Raw genomic sequence first — 17669 nt, forward strand, 5'->3', positions numbered from 1 at the left:
CTGCTTTATCCGTAGAACTTCCGACGAACTTGCTTCTATCCTCAATTTCTATTGGATAGTGATCAAGCTCTGCCGCAGCGGCAAGTAGTGCACGATAAGAAAATGCAGGTAGTTTAATACTAAATTTTTCATTCGCACGATCAATAACAAGCATGGCATCCCGATGTTTCGAGAACTCATCCAAGCCACGTACATCAGACATGGACGTAGGGTATGAACGTGCCGGATGCTGTGCAAAATCCCAAACAGCTGTTATTTTTGTAACAGCCTTCTTTTCAGTTATGACCTGATAAACATGCAATAACGAACGAGCCAAACGAACTTTAGCAACTTCTGGAATGTCAATGCTTTTATAACTTTGATATTTATTATATGGTACTGGATACGATTTGACTCGATAGTTATTTCCTAAGGCTATGTTTTTCCCTTTAAGAAAGGAAATTACATCACTATCATTTTCAAACTGAGAAGGCCAAGAATATAAGTTTTTAGACTTATATTCAGGAGGAAATGAGTAGCTTTCCACACAACGAACTTTACTCAATAAAGTAAGTGTTTGAGAAGCGCTTTGTATAGATTTATGGATTTCTCCGATCATAAGTTCCCTCTTAAATCTAACGCAGCGTTAAGTAGTGAGCAACGCTGCCATTGAACCTAACCTATTGTGCCGTAAATATTAAAGCTGACTCAAACCAAAAATTCCAAGCGTTGCGAATCACTCTTAAATGCTTTGTTATAAGCCTCATTTTGGGAAGTTACGATGTGTCTGAGGTAAAAATAGTCGTGCTATTTTTACCTCAGACACTTGTTTCAAGTAATTATCATGACAAAAACACCGATTACATTCTCTTTGCACCATTAATTCTCTTAGCTCTAATTTATTTTCAGTAAGCTGATACAAAGTGCTTTGTGCTTCAATGAATGGATCAATTTCCCCGTAAATTTTTACTTTAGGGTTATCTAACATTATCTCTTCTAATGACTCAAATAAAAGAGCTCTTCTAGGCTTTCTTATTGTGAACATTTTTCTTTGTCTATCAAAGTTATCCCAACACTGAATAAGGTCTTCTATTCCTTGAAAATATTTTTCTTCATTAGTTGTATTTTCATCCCAATAAATCGGATTGTTTTTTGTTATCCAAATATCTATTTCATTATTTAGCAGGATATCAATACTAAATTTAAACAATACTGGCCCATAAAGGTTTTGCCTAGAAAAATGACCATGCAAATCAACAGTATCTAAAAATATATCGTACCAAACATCATACTTCCTATCAATTTCGTCTGAAGATTGTGCTGTTTGAAACAACCCTCTATCTTCTATGCAACCTCTAGATAACAAACCATTAGAACCAATGTAAGAAGAGGCTGTTGCTAAGGAGTTAGCATGATGAAAATGCGTGATATCTTTTTCAATTAAGAACTGGTGCAGCCCCAGATTATCGATCTTCAATGTATTTTCCTTATTTTATAAACATGACATTTCATCCAAATATCTTGTCTGAAGAGCCTACTCCAAAATACTTTTCATATTCTTGAATCGCATAATTATCCATCATTCCAGAGATATAATCAGTTACTAACCTTTCCTTAGGTTCATTTAATCTCCTTAGCTCAGGAGGTAATAGCATACTCTCTTTATTAAAAGATTCATCTAAGTACACTTCAAATAAACCTTTAATAACTTTCTCGCCTTTCTTTTCATATAACTGGACATCTTTTTTTCTTAGAATAGCTTTAAAAAGAAGTTTCTTTAGACCTTCAGCTAATAAACTATGTGTTTTATAGCCTAAAACACCATTAACTAAACCAATATCCCGACATAAAGTATTAACAATTATTGATGTTATTTCCTTTTTTAGGATCATAGAATACTCTTCAGATGTACTCAGAATATGAGATTTCATTGCATCAGCTTGAACAGTTTTAACTATATCTGAAAAAGAATCGAGTGCGACTGAGTATTTCTTGCTAATTTTGAATTCATATAGAATTTCACCAAGAGTAATCATCCCAAAGCTCAAAGCATCTTCTAAGTCATGCGCGGCGTATGCAATTTCATCAGCTAAATCCATAATTTCAGCATCAATACTTTTAGTAACAGTAATTCCATGCTCAGCTAATTGTTCGGATAAAAAAGCATAATCATTATCGTATAGAAATTTATTAGGATTAGTGCCTTTTCGATAAAAGTACTTTGTTACGCCCATCAGTGTTCTTAAAGTAAGATTTAAACCAGAATATGAATAATGCTTCTTTTCTAATGTACGTAGAATTCTAAATGCCTGAGCATTTCCTTCATAGCCGCCAGAGCTATCGCATAATTTATTTAAAACAACTTCACCAGAGTGCCCAAAAGGAGGGTTACCAATATCATGTGCGAGAGAAGCTGTTTCTGAAACAACAGCATGTTTTAATTCAAGATCATAAGCAATTGATCTTGCAATTTGAGCAACTTCCAAACTGTGAGTTAATCGGTTACGATTAAATTTATTGGCATCTATGCCAAGTAGTTGCATTTTCCCTTGTAGCCGACGAAAAGAAGATGAATATAGAACGCGAGCATAATCTCTCATAACATCATCACGATTTTCAGATCTATTGTCTTCTGGATGGTGTATACGAAACTCGAGTTTAGATATTATCTCCTCTTGAGTTTGCGCATATTCTTTTGTTTCTAAATCGTACATGAATCATCCATAATTAATTGTGTGGCATCCACTATTGAGGCTTATAATGCTTTGCAACAGAGGTAAATTGAGTTGGCTATAATTGAACAAAGCGAAAAGCCAGTATAAATTTATCCGTTGATTGCACTTGTTAGAATTTTATTCAATTAGACGCCCCCATAAAGCTCTAAGATTGTTGAAGGTTTGATTTTCCGAGTCTTGCTTGTAAGCATCAACCATCCCAAAAACATCCTCATCATCCAGAGCCAGCATATATCCACGTCTATCTTTTGCTGTATCTACGCAGCGCTGATACAATCTTGCTTTATCTTCAATTGAACGACAAATCAAAATTCCGACCTGTCCTCTGCTAGGTGAAAAACGCCCAGCAAGCTGATCAATCTCAGGGTTTCCAACTTCTTTCCCGTAATTTTTACATTCAATAAAAATCATTGGGCATGGATAGTGTAAGGATAGCCAGTAGAAAAAACCGGTTTTTGCCTCATTGGTGTACGTAATATCTATACGCTTCCTTCCATCATGAATATTATGCTGTTTCATTGGGTTGCAAAGGGAAGGATAAAGAATAACAGATAGTATCTTTTCAATTAAATCCTCGTATCGCCCAGCGGTATCCCTTCCGGTATTAAGTGCCTTTAACTCCTGAACTATAGAGTCTAGGTCCGGAAGATCTATTGCCTCAACTTCTGAGAACTGTTCTTGAGTGAGCGGCACAGAAGGCTTACTAGATTTTTGGTCTTTGTACTCTTGTAAAATTTGCGGCCGTACTTTTGTCTGCTCCACGACAGCTAGCTTATCGTTTCCGTACTTGTCAATAAGAGCTTTTTTTGTAACCCTTTCACTACCATCCTTTAACACTTCAACCAGAGATGAATGACCCGCTAGGTGCTCATGTTGCATCTCAGGAAGAATGTAGTGCCGATAATACTCGTTGTATTGATACGACAACCGATGGCGTACCAATATTTTTGGTACCAATATGACCTTTCCGTAGCTAGTCATTGGTAATGGAATTAGGGATTCTTCCCAGATTTCTCTTTGTGGATTCCAGATTGGGCCTGATGCGACATCTGGAGTAAGTGACATACCGTAGTAAACACACATGTCCTGAGTGTACTTAATTAACGGTCCACGGATAATATTGCTGACGGCATCGGATATCATATCTGTTCCAATACCTGGAATTAGTAATGCAGTATCTTCTAGATCTTTAAGTAGCCCTGTAACAGCAGCGTCACTTGTACTTAACGCTCCCCAAACTGTTTCTGCTGATTCTAAGCCAAAACCATCATGCCCTTTAGATTCACCAGTAGAGTACCCAAGATGAAATTCATTACGCTCGTTTAGCGAAGATAGTAACTGTTGAGCTTTAGTGTTTTCACCTGATTGAATAAGCCGCAAAACCGTATCAAAAAAAGTCTGAAGCATTGAAGATAGCTCAACTCCCCAAGGTGACCTGAGAGCTTTAATGGCGCTAGGTTCCAAAAATACAGGGAGATCTGTATCAAGTGGAATATCCACAAAATCCAAATATGGCTGAGTCCTATTTAAGTCAAAATATTCAGAAAATCTCATTGTTCCCTCAATGTATCGTGGAGCCTAACGCCTCAAACACCGGCGCAGCTGCTTTGCTGCGTCCGAATGCTATGATTTGTTAGCTTTACGCTGCTGGTAGTAACAAAGTTTCTACAAACTGCAAAGCTATTTTATCTCGTTGACTGAAATACTTTGAGGCCTGCTTAGGAAGCCAGATCTCATTAAAATGATGTCTAAAATCTTCGTATAATTCTATTGGATACAGTTTTGCCTGTACAACTCGGCCATCAGGGTATGAATGTTGATAAGTCGGAAAAGTGTTCGGCTCGATATCTTTATTATCTCGGAGCCACTTACAAAACATCCTACCTTCGGATATATCTGGAACCATCTCTTGAGGCAAGGTATAGCCAGCCTGCTCCATTGGAGCAATAAGATTCAAAGTAAGCTCATTTAACATAGAGAAATGGGTATAAGGAACCTTACCTCTATTCTGCATATATCGATCAATATGCACAGGCATTACTGCCTTAGCACCACCTTGCTGCCATTCAGTAACCCATTGAGATACTTTTACAGCAAATTTTGGTGATAGCCACTGACCAAGGTTGATTGCTAAGAACGGATGAACCCATGTACCTTGATATTGCGCATTTCCACCACGAATAACATGAATAAGTTGCTGTTCAGACAATCCTGTTTGTGCTGTTAATTCAGTGAGAAAAGCCTGAGTACCTTTTAAGGCACGATAATCTGAGAATTGTTTACCTACCGACTGGCAAAGTGCTGTCGCACTAATATAACCATCACCAATACGTTGAGGAATGATTTCTCCCTCTTCAACCCGAGGTATGAGAGCCATTTGATCCATTTTAGATTCCTCGATTTATTTTGAAGCTAACATTTCAATACTATTGCCAGCCCATATGCATGCCGAGCTAAATGCACAAAAGGAATGATAATTATCAGATAAATAAGAGGAATTTTTGAACATCGTAAACTCCCTTAAGACAAAAACGAGAATGCGCATATGCATTCCTTACCCAGTTTAATATCCACCGGCGTTTTCAACCTATCCTTTTGTTTTTATTATGTTTTGCTAAATACTTAAGCAGCAACACAAGCCTTTATCTAACTATATACTGAGCATAACCGCTGTACAGAATAAAATAAACTGTATATACATACAAAAACTCCTATGATTCCCCGGCACTTCATCAACGCTCAGGTTTAAATCGTGCTACACAGCTCATATTTAGATTCGCGTCGATCCGAAGTAAAGAAAGGGCTCTGCCTCTGAGGTATCCCCGCGAATTTAAAATACTATACTCGATGACCTGAGTAGCTGCTCTGCAAATGCCCGAACACCTTCTCGCCATTGTCTATAGGATATTTTTAGATTAATGGCGAGTGCTCTTGTTTACACAGAACCTTTCAAACCAAACAAACCTTCTCTGGGATAGAGCTCTACGCTATGCAAACAAGCCTTAACTTGCTTATAACATTAAGCAAGTTAAGGTCGGCTAGTACGCCTAACAAAACATTTAGAGTTACTCACTGAACTGCTATTAAGACCATGCTCTCGTGAGCACCTGCAAAAAAATGGAGAATTTTCAGCTTAAATGACCAGCACTAGCTCTTTGATAGCCAGACAGTCAAAAGGCAGCAAATGCCGCCTTAAATACTCGTTTTAACTATACCTCAGGAAGCATTCGTTTGTTTCTAGCTATTGCTAAGTGTCGATTTTTAATCGGCTAACCTTGCTCTGAAAGATTGGTTACATGCATAGGAATATTACGTTTTCCTTCAAGGATATCAAGAATACCTTCTCGTATTTTTGTTTGTTGTGCATCTATATTGCCATGAGCAACCGGAGAGTAAGAGGAATTTTTTATATGTGTTTTATCGAAGTCGTAATCTAATACTAAAGCCATTTTATAAAGCAATTCGACAAGCAATTCTATTCGTTTAGCTCCCCATTGCTCACCTGTAATGGTTTTATCACCAAGTAAGTCTAGATATTGCTTCCAAGAATCAATAACCGCCTTTTCCTTTGCATTTGAACGCTCAAACTCTAAATCAATACGATTTAACGTCATAACATGATCCCATGACGTTGAATAAGATCTAGTTGCCATCAGTGTTTTAAATATATCTAATTTACGTTGCCGCTTTTCTTTTTTTGCATCTAAATATTTAGTTAACTGAACCGCTACAATAGGTCCTAGAAATACAGCTGAAATCATTATCCAATCTGAAATAGTCAAAAATATTCTCCGTGTGAGATTGCTAAACTAACGCCTCAAGCAGCGGCGCGCCTTAGCGCGTCCCGCCACAAAATGACGATGCTGACTTGACTTGTTATGTTGTTGCTCAATGCACAACAACACGTTAATAATTGGTGCGAGGGAGAGGACTTGAACCTCTTTACGTTCTTACTGGCTGCAAACACTTTAATTAATACACCATCTCTCGTAAGGGTTGGAATGTCCCACCATGGCCTCGCAAGAACGCCATTCCGCACCACACACATGATTTAACGTCTGATATTTTCATAACAAGCTCCTTTGCTTTCTTTACGCCATCGTTGATAGTTTCAATTAGCTCGGTCACTTGGGGTTCCAACCCAAACGAGATGTCAGCATTAACCTCCATGTTTACATTTACTGCCAATTCTTCAAAGTCACACTGCGCCTACTAAGGCAACATAACGCTCGCAGCAGCGGAAACAAAAGTTGAGTGAATTTTTGCGATAATTTGCGAAGCAAATGCACAAAGGCGAACAGCTTTTGGTTTCCGACTGCCTGCGTTTGTTATGTGATTTTATGACGAACATATACAGCAACAACATCTTTTGAATTAAGCCCTTTTAAACTTGGCTTAGGCTTGCTATGGCTAACACAACGAGTTCTTCGTCCTTTTGATATTACATCACTTATCATTTCTGACTCTGATACTTCTACTTCATTTTCTGCCCAAATGCTTCCGAGTTTATTTACTGACTGCGGTGCTGAACGAAAACAAGAGTTCTTTGTATCTTTGTTTTCCACTTTTACAGGCATGGCAAATTCACCGCTATCAAGGAGAAAAACAAACTCTTCTGATTTTTCATAATCCATGACCATTCCCTATTTCAAACTACCAATACAATCTTAACGAACAATCATGTATCACAATAATGAGAAAGTTGCTTCAACGATTTAGCTGAACCTCTTAACGTTAATCTGGCCCCATCGGACTCACCTTCACCTATAGGTTCCACGCGATATAAAACGTCCTGCCCTTTGGACAAAATATTTGAAAGCTCTGAAAATTCTTGTGATGTTAAGGAGGTATAGCCCCCTTTCATTGAGTCTCTATACATTCTTCCACTAAACACTCTCTTCGTTTCGCCAACCTTAATTAGAATTCTAACTGGTGAATTATAATAAGAAAGAGCGCTACCAACCTCGAAAGTTAAAAGACGATCAACTTTGCCTGAATCAGAAATATCGCATCTTAAGCCAAATTTAAAGATCTCAAAATCATATTCTGAAACATACTCGCTAAAGTTCACTCTTATCGGCTCGCTGATGTATGCTATATATGTTTTTTCATTCGAAAACTCATCCTGACTCGATGAATATATCCAACTCCAATCGTATGCATAAGCATTAGAGATCATTAAAAATGAAAATATTCCTACTACCAACTTCTTCACTTAACTTTTCCTTTAATATCAAATTAATATTTTTTATATCCTAATTAAATTACTCTCGGTAAAAGACTTACTTGCACATAACGCCTCGTTAAAGCGACGCGCAGTTCGCGTTCGCATTTGAACGCATTATTAGCTTTTATATTCGACTTCATCGCCAGAAACCTTGATAAGCTTTTCATTAACTAGTTGATTAAAATAGTTTTGTATTGCTACTTCATTCCCTTTAACCGCCATATGCGCAGCTATATGGTTCCGAAGGCTTGCAACTTTTTTCGGGCGTTTGTCTTTCGGCTTAGAGGTTAATGAGCTTATCAGCTTACTCTTTATGCTCGGAGCTGTGGCTACCTTGACCTGCTTGCACGTTCTGCCGTTTGTTTTGATGTGGGCAATAAGTGGAGAGAAACCCTTATCATTGCTGATGATTTCAAAGGTGACGTTTGAAGCAGCTTCACTATCGTACTTACCAAGATAATACGACAGATGGAAATCTAGGTTATTGGACTGCGTTGCTTTCAGCTGGACCAGAACCAGCTCAATAGGCGCGTCATATTTTTTGTCGCCAAGATCGATCTTGGGCTGCTTTGCCCCAAGAAAAAGGACTACCTTGCTATAAGCCGAAAGGTCGACTTTGCTAAGACATCCAATGTTTTCATAGTCGATAAATGCCCACTTCAATGTGTGGCCTCCTTTGTAAAGCTAACAGCTTATTCGTGTGCGTGCCTGATATACTGGCGAGAACTACCGGGCTTCTGCTTGTAACCAACTGATTTCATTCTGAAACCTTCCATAGTTTGACTATTCCCTTCCAGAAAAGCGTGCGTGCACACTATTTCGGTGACGAGTGGCATATAAACTTGTAAACCAAATCAATAACCTATTGATTATATTGATGATTAAACTATCACCAACCGAATAAACAGACAGGTACGAAAACTAAGTGTGTCCCCTTTCCTAGAAAAGTTCAAATCATACTGTATATCACATAAAGAAATGCCTATAAAACGCATCCATGCTAATACCAAGCAGGTGCACCAAAACACCTAGAGTTACTCACTGAACTACTACCAAGACCTTACTCTCGTGAGAACCTGCAAAAAAATGGAGAATTTTCGGCTTAAATGACCAGCCAAGCTCTTTGGTAGCGAGACAGACAAAAGGCAGCAAATGCCGCCTTAAATACGGATTTTAACTATATCTCAGGTAGTGTTCGTTTGGTTCTAGCTATGGCTAAGTGTCGATTTTTAATCGGCTGACCTTTACATTGCTGGTAAGGCAGGTATTTGGCAAAGTGAATATGAGATAAGTTAACCCCATAATCGATGTGCTCAATGATCTCTTTCAAAGTTTCAAGCTCAAAGCCATCGCCATATTTACCCGTCATCGAGTTAGGCTCGTGCCCTACCGTCGCCGCTATCGCTTCGTTATCAAAGTGCTGACTTCTTAAGGCTTTAACACAGGTATGGCGAAAGCTATGAAAACACTTCCTATCTCGATTTTTGATCGAGAAGTTGTCTAAATACCCTTTGAACCCTGTTTCACCATTGAACCACCGCCCCACCGCACGTGTAGCATTCACATCTTTAGACTTATTAGGACTCAGAAAGAGTGGCTTGGTTAAATTGCCCTTCTCTTCCTGTTTTCGTAGTGCAACAAATTCAAGAAATCCGGCCTTTAAAATAGCGCTATGTATCGGGACTTCTCGCCGTGACGATTCTGTTTTTAGAGCCTGAGCGAGCTCTTCATCGTTTAACCAGAAGTACCAAATCCGGTCTTTAACATGACCGTTACTGTCGACTACATCTCTCACATTGATATCGCCAATGGTTAACTGACAAAGCTCACCGACACGCGCACCTGAAAACATGGCGATGAAAGGCTGCCAGAAGAACGCATCAATCAAATCCCGCTGCCGTGGAAGCTCCTGAAGGTTATAGACATAGCCATTGAGCATCGCGGCCACTTCTTCTTTCATGTAAGGCAGATAGGACAACTTGCTCGTTGATGAACCGGATAGCTTCAAAAAAACATCTGCGGCTATATTGGTTTCAATGATGTCTTCATCTGATGCATATGCGAACAACGCTTTACAGATTTGCATATGGCTCTTAGCCGTGTGCAAGGACATTTTTCCATCTTTCGGTGAACGACGTTTTCGGTCAGGTTCATATAAACTGCGGATCTTTTTTCTAACCTCAAGGATATCTTTTCGCTTAAGACTCGTTATATCTTTATTACGCCCTAGCCAGTCAACAACCCTTTCTAATCGACACACACGAATAGAATATGTCTTAGGATTACTCCAATCATCACGCTTTTTTTCTTCTTTAAACTGGGCAGCAACGACCTCTACTGAAGGCCCACCCAATGAAGTCCCGCCGCCAATTCCCCCGCCAGTACCGCCAAGCTTAGCGCTCATCTGTTCAAATTGAACAAGCTCAGCATTAGCAGCAACAGGGTCAGTTAAATCTGAATACTTTCTCCGACGCCCATCAGGAAAATCTTCGATGATGATTTTATTATCAGGCGAGTCTGTCGGTAATGAATTGCGCTGCTTTGAGATAACGGTGGTCACTTCAACAGCGTCTGTCGGTACTGGATTACGCCGCTTTGATGTAACGGTGGTCACTTCAACACCGTCTACCGATAATAGATTGCCCTGCTTTGAGGTAACAGTGGTCACTTCAACAGCATCCGCCGCTGAACTTTCTTGAGGAGTCGATGAGGAGTTGAGCGCTATATTGGGATATTCGAACTCCTTCATAACCATGTTTAGATACTCCTGCTTCTGACTTCTTAGATAAAGAATGACATAAGTCAGAAACCTTGATGGGTTAGATAACGACGCGCCATTATATAACAAATCAGAAAGCTCACCAATCAGCATATAATAATTCGATCTAACAATAGCTGAGCGATATCTTGCTTCAGACTCATTAGCCGTGGTGGTTGAGAAGCGAATTAAAGGATTAGCGAGGTTAAAGTGCTTGCAAAGCTCGGCAGGCCATCTGAAACAGACGTAGTAGATGCCATTTTTACGACGATATGTATTAGGAATTTTCGCGCTCATAAACAACCTCAGTATCACAGGTTGGTAGCACAAAAGGGGATTGACCAAATTTCAGTACGCTGGAGGCCGCGTGAACCGCGGATCTACGTTGGAATTGGTGGAGCCTAGCGGGGGCTCCCACAGAAATTAAACCACTTATTTATCAACAAGTTAAAAACACGCTAAGTCAATAGTGTAGCACTTTTGTGCTACAAATCAAGATTACTTGTGCCACAGATGAGCAATTTACACCCCTATAAATAGACATCTTTTGCTCAACTAATCGGTGTCATTTTTTGACCAATAAAGCGTCTTATTTGTCAGTAAAACGGGCCCTTTTTCGATGAGCAGCACACACTCAAAACTGCCATAATCACCACCCCTTTATCGCAGCTAACGGCATTTGTAGATCGTGATCAACTGAAAGGATACGCACCGGAGTCTGAATCGATTCTTATATTTGCTTAACCGTCCCCCTATTTCCGTCTTGCTAGGGTGCCTATCACTGTGACTGTGTATTAAATTGATATACGGGATAGTGTTATGGCCACAAAAACACACCCAATCAACATCAGTGTACTGTCATCGGTGAGAGACATTATCGATGCCGCAACAAGCCTGATAAAGGTCACTAGGATCGTTTTCATTCTCAATGAAGCACATAACGTGCCTGGCCGAACAGCGGGATTTTGTTCTTGAAGCAATAACCTTTGAAGCTTTCGATAACGAACTTCGTACAGAGCCTCAGGCTCTTGAAGGCATGAAATATCCGTTTAAATGATAAGCAATTTACTGTGAAATAGAATGCATAGCCTCATTTCAAACAACAAGCTTGCTTGGCTGGCTGGCACTTAGACTTTGAATTGAATTCACGCCCCTCTCCCTTTAATTAAAAAGTGGCGCGCTTATTATATAAATCCCCGAGCGACTAAGAAAATCGCTGCTGCAATAACGCTCTTAATTTCATCGGTTTAAGTGGTTTATGCACCACCGGATAGCCTTGAGCTTTAATCTGTTGCAGTTGCTCTGGCTCGGTATCGCCGGTGATCACTAAGCCCGCTATTTTTTTAGCGAATTTGGCGCTTAATAGATCAATGGCGTCGGTACCCTTTTCATTATCACTTAGGTGGTGATCGACTAACATAAGGTCTGGGCAGTCTTTGATCTGCTCAATCTCGGTGAGGTTCGCCGCTGTCTCCACTCGGCAACCCCAGTCGCGTAATAACAGAGCGGTTGCTTTAAGGTTATCCTGATCATCATCTAATACAACGATATAGCGCTGGCTCATATCGGAGTAACACCTAGGCTGAGCGGTGGCCGCAACCGTTTGGCTGGGTTGATGTAGCGGAATAACCACCCTAAACATCGAACCACGCCCCTCTATCGAGCGAATCTCTAGCGGGTGTTGCAACATATTACAGAGCCTACTAGCGATCGATAATCCCAGCCCTAAACCTTGCCTTCTGACCTTGCCCACCTCAAGCTGTTTAAACTCACCTAACATGGTATCGATCTGGGCTGTTGGAAAACCAATACCGGTATCCCACACTTCCAGCGCTAATGCGTCCGCATGGGGTCTGACGGCAACCAGCACCCGTCCAGCATCCGTATACTTAATCGCATTGGCCATTAAGTTGCGTAATATACGCCCCAGCATCGAACTATCACTGTAACTATAGTGCGCGGTGCCACGCACGGTTAAGGTTAACCCTTTGCTCTGCGCTTGCGGTGAAAACTCCTGTTCGACATGTTTTAACAGTTGGCTCAAATCAAGAGGCTGTTGTTCTGGCTCGATAACACCCGCATCCAATCGAGAGATATCTAATAATGAATCAAACAGGCTTTGCATGGTATTTAGGCACGTATCGATACCGGCGAGCAGATCACGCTCTTCCGGGGCTTTTAATCGCCCAGACAGCGCGCTGACAAGTATCCCCATCGCATGCAACGGCTGGCGTAGATCATGGCTAGCTGCGGCCAGAAAGCGTGATTTTCCCTGATTAGCTTGGGCTTCAGCGATGGCTGCCTGATGTTCTCGCTGCTCTGCCTGTTTAATCCCGGTGATATCGGTGTAGATGCCCACCGTGCCGCCATCCCGGGTTTTACGCTCTCTGGCTTGCAGCCATTTACCAGAATAATTCTCGACTTCGAAGGTGCCGTGACCACTGTGATGCATCGCCATCCGTTTTTCACGATAGGCCTCGGGGGATGCTGGCACATCATTAATATCATTAAAGCGTACCACTCGACCGGTTCGAATATTCTGTTCTACCAACTCAGAAAAATGCACCCCAGGCCTGACTTTATCCGGCTCCATAAATTGTGAAGGATATTGGCTGTTACACATCACCAGTCGATCATCCGGCCCCCAATAAACAAAGGCTTCGGCAATATTCTCAATAGCATCCAACAACCAACTAGCCTCGCTGCTGAGCAGTGTCCTAACCTCGGGGTCGACTAAATCAGGATGAGCGGTTTTAATGGCCGGGCTAAGGGGGCTGGTATGCATCGTAGAGTTCCATCATGTTTTTTCACTATGGTATGTCAGTCTTATGACAAATAGGCTAATCCCCCTGCCCGCTAATGGCTCAAGGTTTTGTCGAGTAAGGCGTTCAAATTGATGGCGTCCGCCTCGGGATGTTGACCCACTAAAAACGCCCGAATACCCAGCGCTTCGGCACCATCACGATCAGTGCGAGGGTTATCGCCAATCATAACGCAGTTATGCGGATCTGCGTTGGCTTTGGCCAGTGCCATCTGAAACAACCCCGCTTCGGGTTTGCCCATCACTCGATATTGCAGTTGCGGAATAATGCTGATTAATAAAGCCAGTAAGCTGCCGGTTTCAGGCACCGGATCACCGTCGGGGTCGGGGTGTGAAAAATCCGGGTTGGCCACTAATAAGGGCACACCACGACTGAGGTGCTTAATGGCTAAGCTTAAACGCTGATAACAAAGATCAGTATCACGGGTTAATACAATCACCGCTGGCTGCTCATCATCTTCAATAATGCCTAAACTAGCAGCATAGGTTCTTAGTGCTTGACGGGCGAGCAACATCGCCCCCTGCGCCGGATAGCACTGATAAGCCTCGGCTAGCACCGCCTCTCCGGCTAACAACATCTGCTGTGGTGCAATCGGCAACCCTAACTCTACTAAGCGACGACTGAGTTCAACGGCACTATGACTGGAATTATTCGACACTAACCAGAACTTATCCGCCGCCTGTTCAATCAAGTCGGCTGCGCCGGGTAACACCTGCTGACCGGCAATCAGGCAACCATCCATATCAACCAATACCGCATCAGATTCGGCGATTAACGCACTAAATGGCTTCATCGAGATAACCCTTGTGGTTGATCCGTTTGTTGCGCATGACGAATTAATAACAGTTCTAAAGCGCTGGCATCACCGTTCCAGTTTTGTCCCCGAGGGTTATAACACGCCTCATTCACCAAACCGGGCCAACGTACAGGATCAACACCATAGTGCTCTGGATCAGTAGCAACTCCTAGCCGCTTCAGCCACGCACTTAAGGTCGCTTCGGCGGTATTGAGATTGCCAAAAATAGTCATCAGCACCTGATCGACATCAGGATGAATACCGCTTGAAGCGGTTAAAATCTGCGGCAGAGTAAATGAACATGCAATCCCGTGGGGCACGTCATATTTCAATGTCAGCGGATAGGATAATGCATGAGCAATGGCTGTTTGAGTATTAGAAAACGCTAACCCCGCCAAGAGTGCCGCTTCGGCCATCTGCCGCCGTAAGTCACGGTTAGTCAGATCATCTAATAGTTTAGGTAATACATTAAGAATTGTATTAGCGGCTTTAATGGCAAAAGTATTGCTGACCGGATTTCGATTAACATTCCAGATACTTTCTAACGCATGGCTGAGGGCATCCAAACCGGTTTGCCGAGTCAGTTCGAAGGGTAGATTTAAGCTAAGCTCGGGGTCGATCACTGCCCATTCTGGATAGAGTGACGGCCCTTTCACCGAATATTTTTTACCGCTACGTCTATGCCAAATGGTCCCCCAACAGGTCACTTCAGAGCCGGTACCCGCCGTGGTGGGGAGCGCAATAATCGGCCAGCTTGCGGTGACATCTTCCGCTTCGAGCAGGCCTTGATGAAAATGGGCGAAGTCTCCCCGCGAAGCGGCTAAGGCCTTCGCTGTATCAAGCACCGATCCACCGCCTAAAGCGATAACCAGCTGCGGCGCTTGGGTTAAGCTAGCCAGCGCCTCGCACTGCAGCTTAATATCATCTAAATCGGGGTTAGCACGGATAGAATCGATCACCATTAATGGCTGTGCCTGCCGCGCAATACGCTCAGCCCACTGTTGAAACACCGGCTCAGCATAGGTAACCAGAATATAGGGCCGCCCATTAATGAGGTTTGATAATTGATCGATAGCGCCATTAGCGCACTGAATACGCACCGGGTTAGCAAACTGCCAAGACTTTGATGCCACTGTTTTCATGCATTCCACTCCGGCTCGGTTAAGGCATTAAACGGTGTTGATGGATCTAGAAAATCATGATTATGAACAACCACATTGTCGTCATCGATAAAGACGATCGCATAGGCCGGCGGTTCATGGTTGAACAGGTATTGATCTTCCTCCTGAAAATCCAATACCACTTGATGGTTTAAGCCTCTCAGTGTCGAAAAGCCGATACCCGCCCAAGAGCCATGCATAGGCCGATGGTAATGGCCAAAGAAGAGGTGTTTTACCCGGCCATGGTGATGTAACAAGCTTTGTAAGTTGGCAGCATCTTGCTGATCGAGACCGATTTTATCCATCGGTTTAATGCCTGTTTTAAAGGGGGCATGGTGCATAAACAGGTAAACATCGCCACTTGCTTGTGCCAATTGCTGCGCCAGCCAATGCTGCCGTTTCTCGCAATAGGCACCGGCATGGGTGCCCTCTTTAACCGAATCCATAAAGATAAAACTGCCACTATTGTTATGGATAACCGATTGCACAAACCCATGTTCATCCTGTTGCAGCGTTGGGAACTGTGCCGCGAGGCGGCCACGATGGTCATGATTACCCACCACTAATTGCACAGGCACTTTCAGCTCGGCAATAATCTCTGCGAACTCAGCATAAGCTTCTGGCTCACCGGCGTGGGCTAAATCACCGGTAATCACACAGAGATCAGCATCGGCATGGTCAGCATTAATAGAGGCGATACAGGCTCGTAACCGTTCGGCAGGAAAGGAGCCATACAATGCCAGTCCCGGCAATGTTAAATGTGTATCGGTTAGGTGGATCAGTTTCATGGTATATTCTCGTTATCTGTATACCTGAGCCGGAAGCTCGGTGAGGCGATGCCGCACACCCTAAAAGGATGGCGGCTCGATGAATAATGTTATTAACGCGGCAAATATTTTTGAACGTCGGTAACCATATCGTTAAGCACCGCGCCAGACTCATTCACCCGGTCGCCGCTGGCGATCGATTGCATATGATCATGAATAATCTGGGTAATCTTCAGACCGTTTTTGCCGGGAAAAGCATACCAATCGGTCATTAATGGCAGTTGTTTCACTGCAGTGTAATGGTTGGGGTGGTTACGATAAAAATCGGTAAGATACTCCTCATTGGCTTTCTTGTTTGGCGGCATATAACCGGTGGTTTGCGCTACGATGGCTGCCCCCTTACCCGATGTTGAATACTTGATAAATTTCCAGGCAGCATCCTGTTTGGCTGCATCTTTGGTTAACATGACGATGGCGTTGCCCCCAGCTGGCAGGCTGCCTTCCGATTTCACGCTGGGAAAGGAATTCGTTTTCATCTCAAATTTGTCACCAATAAGCTGTTCAGCTTTGGTCACGTTCGAGGTTGACCAGAACCAAATACCGGCTTTACCCGAAATAAAAGACTGTCGGCCATCTGCGCTAGAGTAATTTTTCATGCCGCCCTCTTTAAAGAAGCGGGCGAAGGTCTCTAATGCCCACTGTCCCTCTTCTCCACCAAAGCTCACGGTTTTTTCATCGGCGCTCAGCATCGAACCACCTTGCGAGAATACCGGTGCTTGCCATAACCAGTTGCCAGTGATCTGCCAGCCATAAACCATCCCAGTGACATCATCACCCAGGGCATCGATTTCCTGCGCTAACTGAATCACCTCATCCCAGGTTTTCGGCAGGTTATGTTCATCCCAACCCGCTTGCCGTACTAAATCCATATTGTAATAAGCGATCGGCAGAGACACGGCAAATGGCAGACCATAGACTTCATTATTGTAAGTGCCTATATCCAGCATCGCCTTGTGATAGCCCTCTTTATCAAAGCCCTGCTCTTTGGCAATAAAAGGCTCTAATGAAACCGCAATATCTCGATCGACGAGAGGTCTGACTCGGTTGAGGCCCTGAAATGAGATATCGGGCAAACGCTTGGTGATCGCCTCACGCATTACCTTTTGGGTGGCGTCTTCGTAGTTTTCATAAGGAGCCCGAAAATTCAGTTTAATATCGGGATATTGGGTTTCAAATCCGGTTTTTATCTCGGCAAAGGTTTCTTTAAAGGTACCGCCATAGGGATATTGCACTACCAGTTCGGTGGCGGCAAAGGTGCTGCCGGTAAGGGTTAGCGTACAGGCCGCGATTAAGCGCTGAAGAGATTTACGTGTCATTGTTATATTCCTAAATAGATATAAAGAGACTGTTTAATGGATGCTTTTT

At 42.6% G+C, this 17669-nt stretch carries 15 protein-coding genes; all 15 read right to left on the reverse strand.

Features of this window, described 5'->3' with window-relative positions:
• Positions 1-598: hypothetical protein (locus tag ACN0T0_RS19310; RefSeq protein WP_417228374.1), on the reverse strand; the 598-nt coding region annotated here is incomplete at its 3' end.
• Between the two features lie 144 nt (positions 599-742).
• Positions 743-1456 (reverse strand): hypothetical protein, encoded by a 714-nt coding sequence (locus ACN0T0_RS19315; RefSeq protein ID WP_417228375.1) that lies wholly within the window; start codon positions 1454-1456, stop codon positions 743-745.
• Between the two features lie 31 nt (positions 1457-1487).
• Entirely contained in the window at positions 1488-2693 is a 1206-nt protein-coding gene (gene dgt, locus ACN0T0_RS19320) for a dGTP triphosphohydrolase (protein ID WP_417228376.1), read from the reverse strand.
• Positions 2694-2831: 138 nt separating this feature from the next.
• Positions 2832-4268, reverse strand: coding sequence for a hypothetical protein (locus ACN0T0_RS19325; RefSeq protein WP_417228377.1), 1437 nt, complete (start codon positions 4266-4268; stop codon positions 2832-2834).
• 85 nt (positions 4269-4353) lie between these two features.
• On the reverse strand, positions 4354-5100 hold the full coding sequence (locus ACN0T0_RS19330) for a KilA-N domain-containing protein (protein WP_417228378.1): 747 nt from the start codon (positions 5098-5100) through the stop codon (positions 4354-4356).
• An 883-nt stretch (positions 5101-5983) separates the two neighbouring features.
• Entirely contained in the window at positions 5984-6496 is a 513-nt protein-coding gene (locus tag ACN0T0_RS19335; protein WP_417228379.1) for a DUF6680 family protein, read from the reverse strand.
• Positions 6497-7042: 546 nt separating this feature from the next.
• Complete coding sequence (locus tag ACN0T0_RS19340) at positions 7043-7348, reverse strand: hypothetical protein (RefSeq protein WP_417228380.1); 306 nt, start codon at positions 7346-7348, stop codon at positions 7043-7045.
• Positions 7349-7392: 44 nt separating this feature from the next.
• Complete coding sequence (locus ACN0T0_RS19345; protein WP_417228381.1) at positions 7393-7929, reverse strand: hypothetical protein; 537 nt, start codon at positions 7927-7929, stop codon at positions 7393-7395.
• Between the two features lie 129 nt (positions 7930-8058).
• Positions 8059-8604: a PIN domain-containing protein gene (locus ACN0T0_RS19350; RefSeq protein WP_417228382.1), complete on the reverse strand. Its 546-nt coding sequence runs from the start codon at positions 8602-8604 to the stop codon at positions 8059-8061.
• A gap of 514 nt (positions 8605-9118) precedes the next feature.
• Positions 9119-10996: a site-specific integrase gene (locus ACN0T0_RS19355; protein ID WP_417228383.1), complete on the reverse strand. Its 1878-nt coding sequence runs from the start codon at positions 10994-10996 to the stop codon at positions 9119-9121.
• Between the two features lie 907 nt (positions 10997-11903).
• A complete protein-coding gene (locus tag ACN0T0_RS19360) occupies positions 11904-13484 on the reverse strand; it encodes an ATP-binding protein (RefSeq protein ID WP_417228384.1) in 1581 nt (526 codons plus the stop codon).
• 71 nt (positions 13485-13555) lie between these two features.
• A complete protein-coding gene (locus ACN0T0_RS19365) occupies positions 13556-14314 on the reverse strand; it encodes an HAD-IIA family hydrolase (RefSeq protein ID WP_417228385.1) in 759 nt (252 codons plus the stop codon).
• The gene (locus ACN0T0_RS19370; RefSeq protein ID WP_417228386.1) at positions 14311-15459 is read right to left on the reverse strand and encodes a phosphonoacetaldehyde reductase; all 1149 of its coding nucleotides are present in this window, start codon (positions 15457-15459) and stop codon (positions 14311-14313) included. The genes ACN0T0_RS19365 and ACN0T0_RS19370 overlap by 4 nt, the downstream gene beginning before the upstream one ends.
• Positions 15456-16265 carry a phosphodiesterase gene (locus ACN0T0_RS19375; RefSeq protein ID WP_417228387.1) on the reverse strand — a complete coding sequence of 270 codons (810 nt, stop codon included), beginning with the start codon at positions 16263-16265 and terminating at the stop codon, positions 15456-15458. The genes ACN0T0_RS19370 and ACN0T0_RS19375 overlap by 4 nt, the downstream gene beginning before the upstream one ends.
• A gap of 92 nt (positions 16266-16357) precedes the next feature.
• Positions 16358-17620, reverse strand: coding sequence for an ABC transporter substrate-binding protein (locus tag ACN0T0_RS19380; RefSeq protein WP_417228388.1), 1263 nt, complete (start codon positions 17618-17620; stop codon positions 16358-16360).
• Positions 17621-17669: the final 49 nt, after the last annotated feature.

The sequence above is a fragment of the Amphritea sp. genome, assembly GCF_048266285.1.
GTDB lineage: Bacteria > Pseudomonadota > Gammaproteobacteria > Pseudomonadales > Balneatricaceae > Amphritea.

Bases quoted from the DNA above. Each gene is read 5' to 3' on its own strand.
- dgt (WP_417228376.1), bottom strand. From the start codon at position 2,693: ATGTACGATTTAGAAACAAAAGAATATGCGCAAACTCAAGAGGAGATA.
- ACN0T0_RS19325 (WP_417228377.1), bottom strand. From the start codon at position 4,268: ATGAGATTTTCTGAATATTTTGACTTAAATAGGACTCAGCCATATTTG.
- ACN0T0_RS19330 (WP_417228378.1), bottom strand. From the start codon at position 5,100: ATGGATCAAATGGCTCTCATACCTCGGGTTGAAGAGGGAGAAATCATT.
- ACN0T0_RS19340 (WP_417228380.1), bottom strand. From the start codon at position 7,348: ATGGATTATGAAAAATCAGAAGAGTTTGTTTTTCTCCTTGATAGCGGT.
- ACN0T0_RS19355 (WP_417228383.1), bottom strand. From the start codon at position 10,996: ATGAGCGCGAAAATTCCTAATACATATCGTCGTAAAAATGGCATCTAC.
- ACN0T0_RS19360 (WP_417228384.1), bottom strand. From the start codon at position 13,484: ATGCATACCAGCCCCCTTAGCCCGGCCATTAAAACCGCTCATCCTGAT.
- ACN0T0_RS19365 (WP_417228385.1), bottom strand. From the start codon at position 14,314: ATGAAGCCATTTAGTGCGTTAATCGCCGAATCTGATGCGGTATTGGTT.
- ACN0T0_RS19370 (WP_417228386.1), bottom strand. From the start codon at position 15,459: ATGAAAACAGTGGCATCAAAGTCTTGGCAGTTTGCTAACCCGGTGCGT.
- ACN0T0_RS19375 (WP_417228387.1), bottom strand. From the start codon at position 16,265: ATGAAACTGATCCACCTAACCGATACACATTTAACATTGCCGGGACTG.
- ACN0T0_RS19380 (WP_417228388.1), bottom strand. From the start codon at position 17,620: ATGACACGTAAATCTCTTCAGCGCTTAATCGCGGCCTGTACGCTAACC.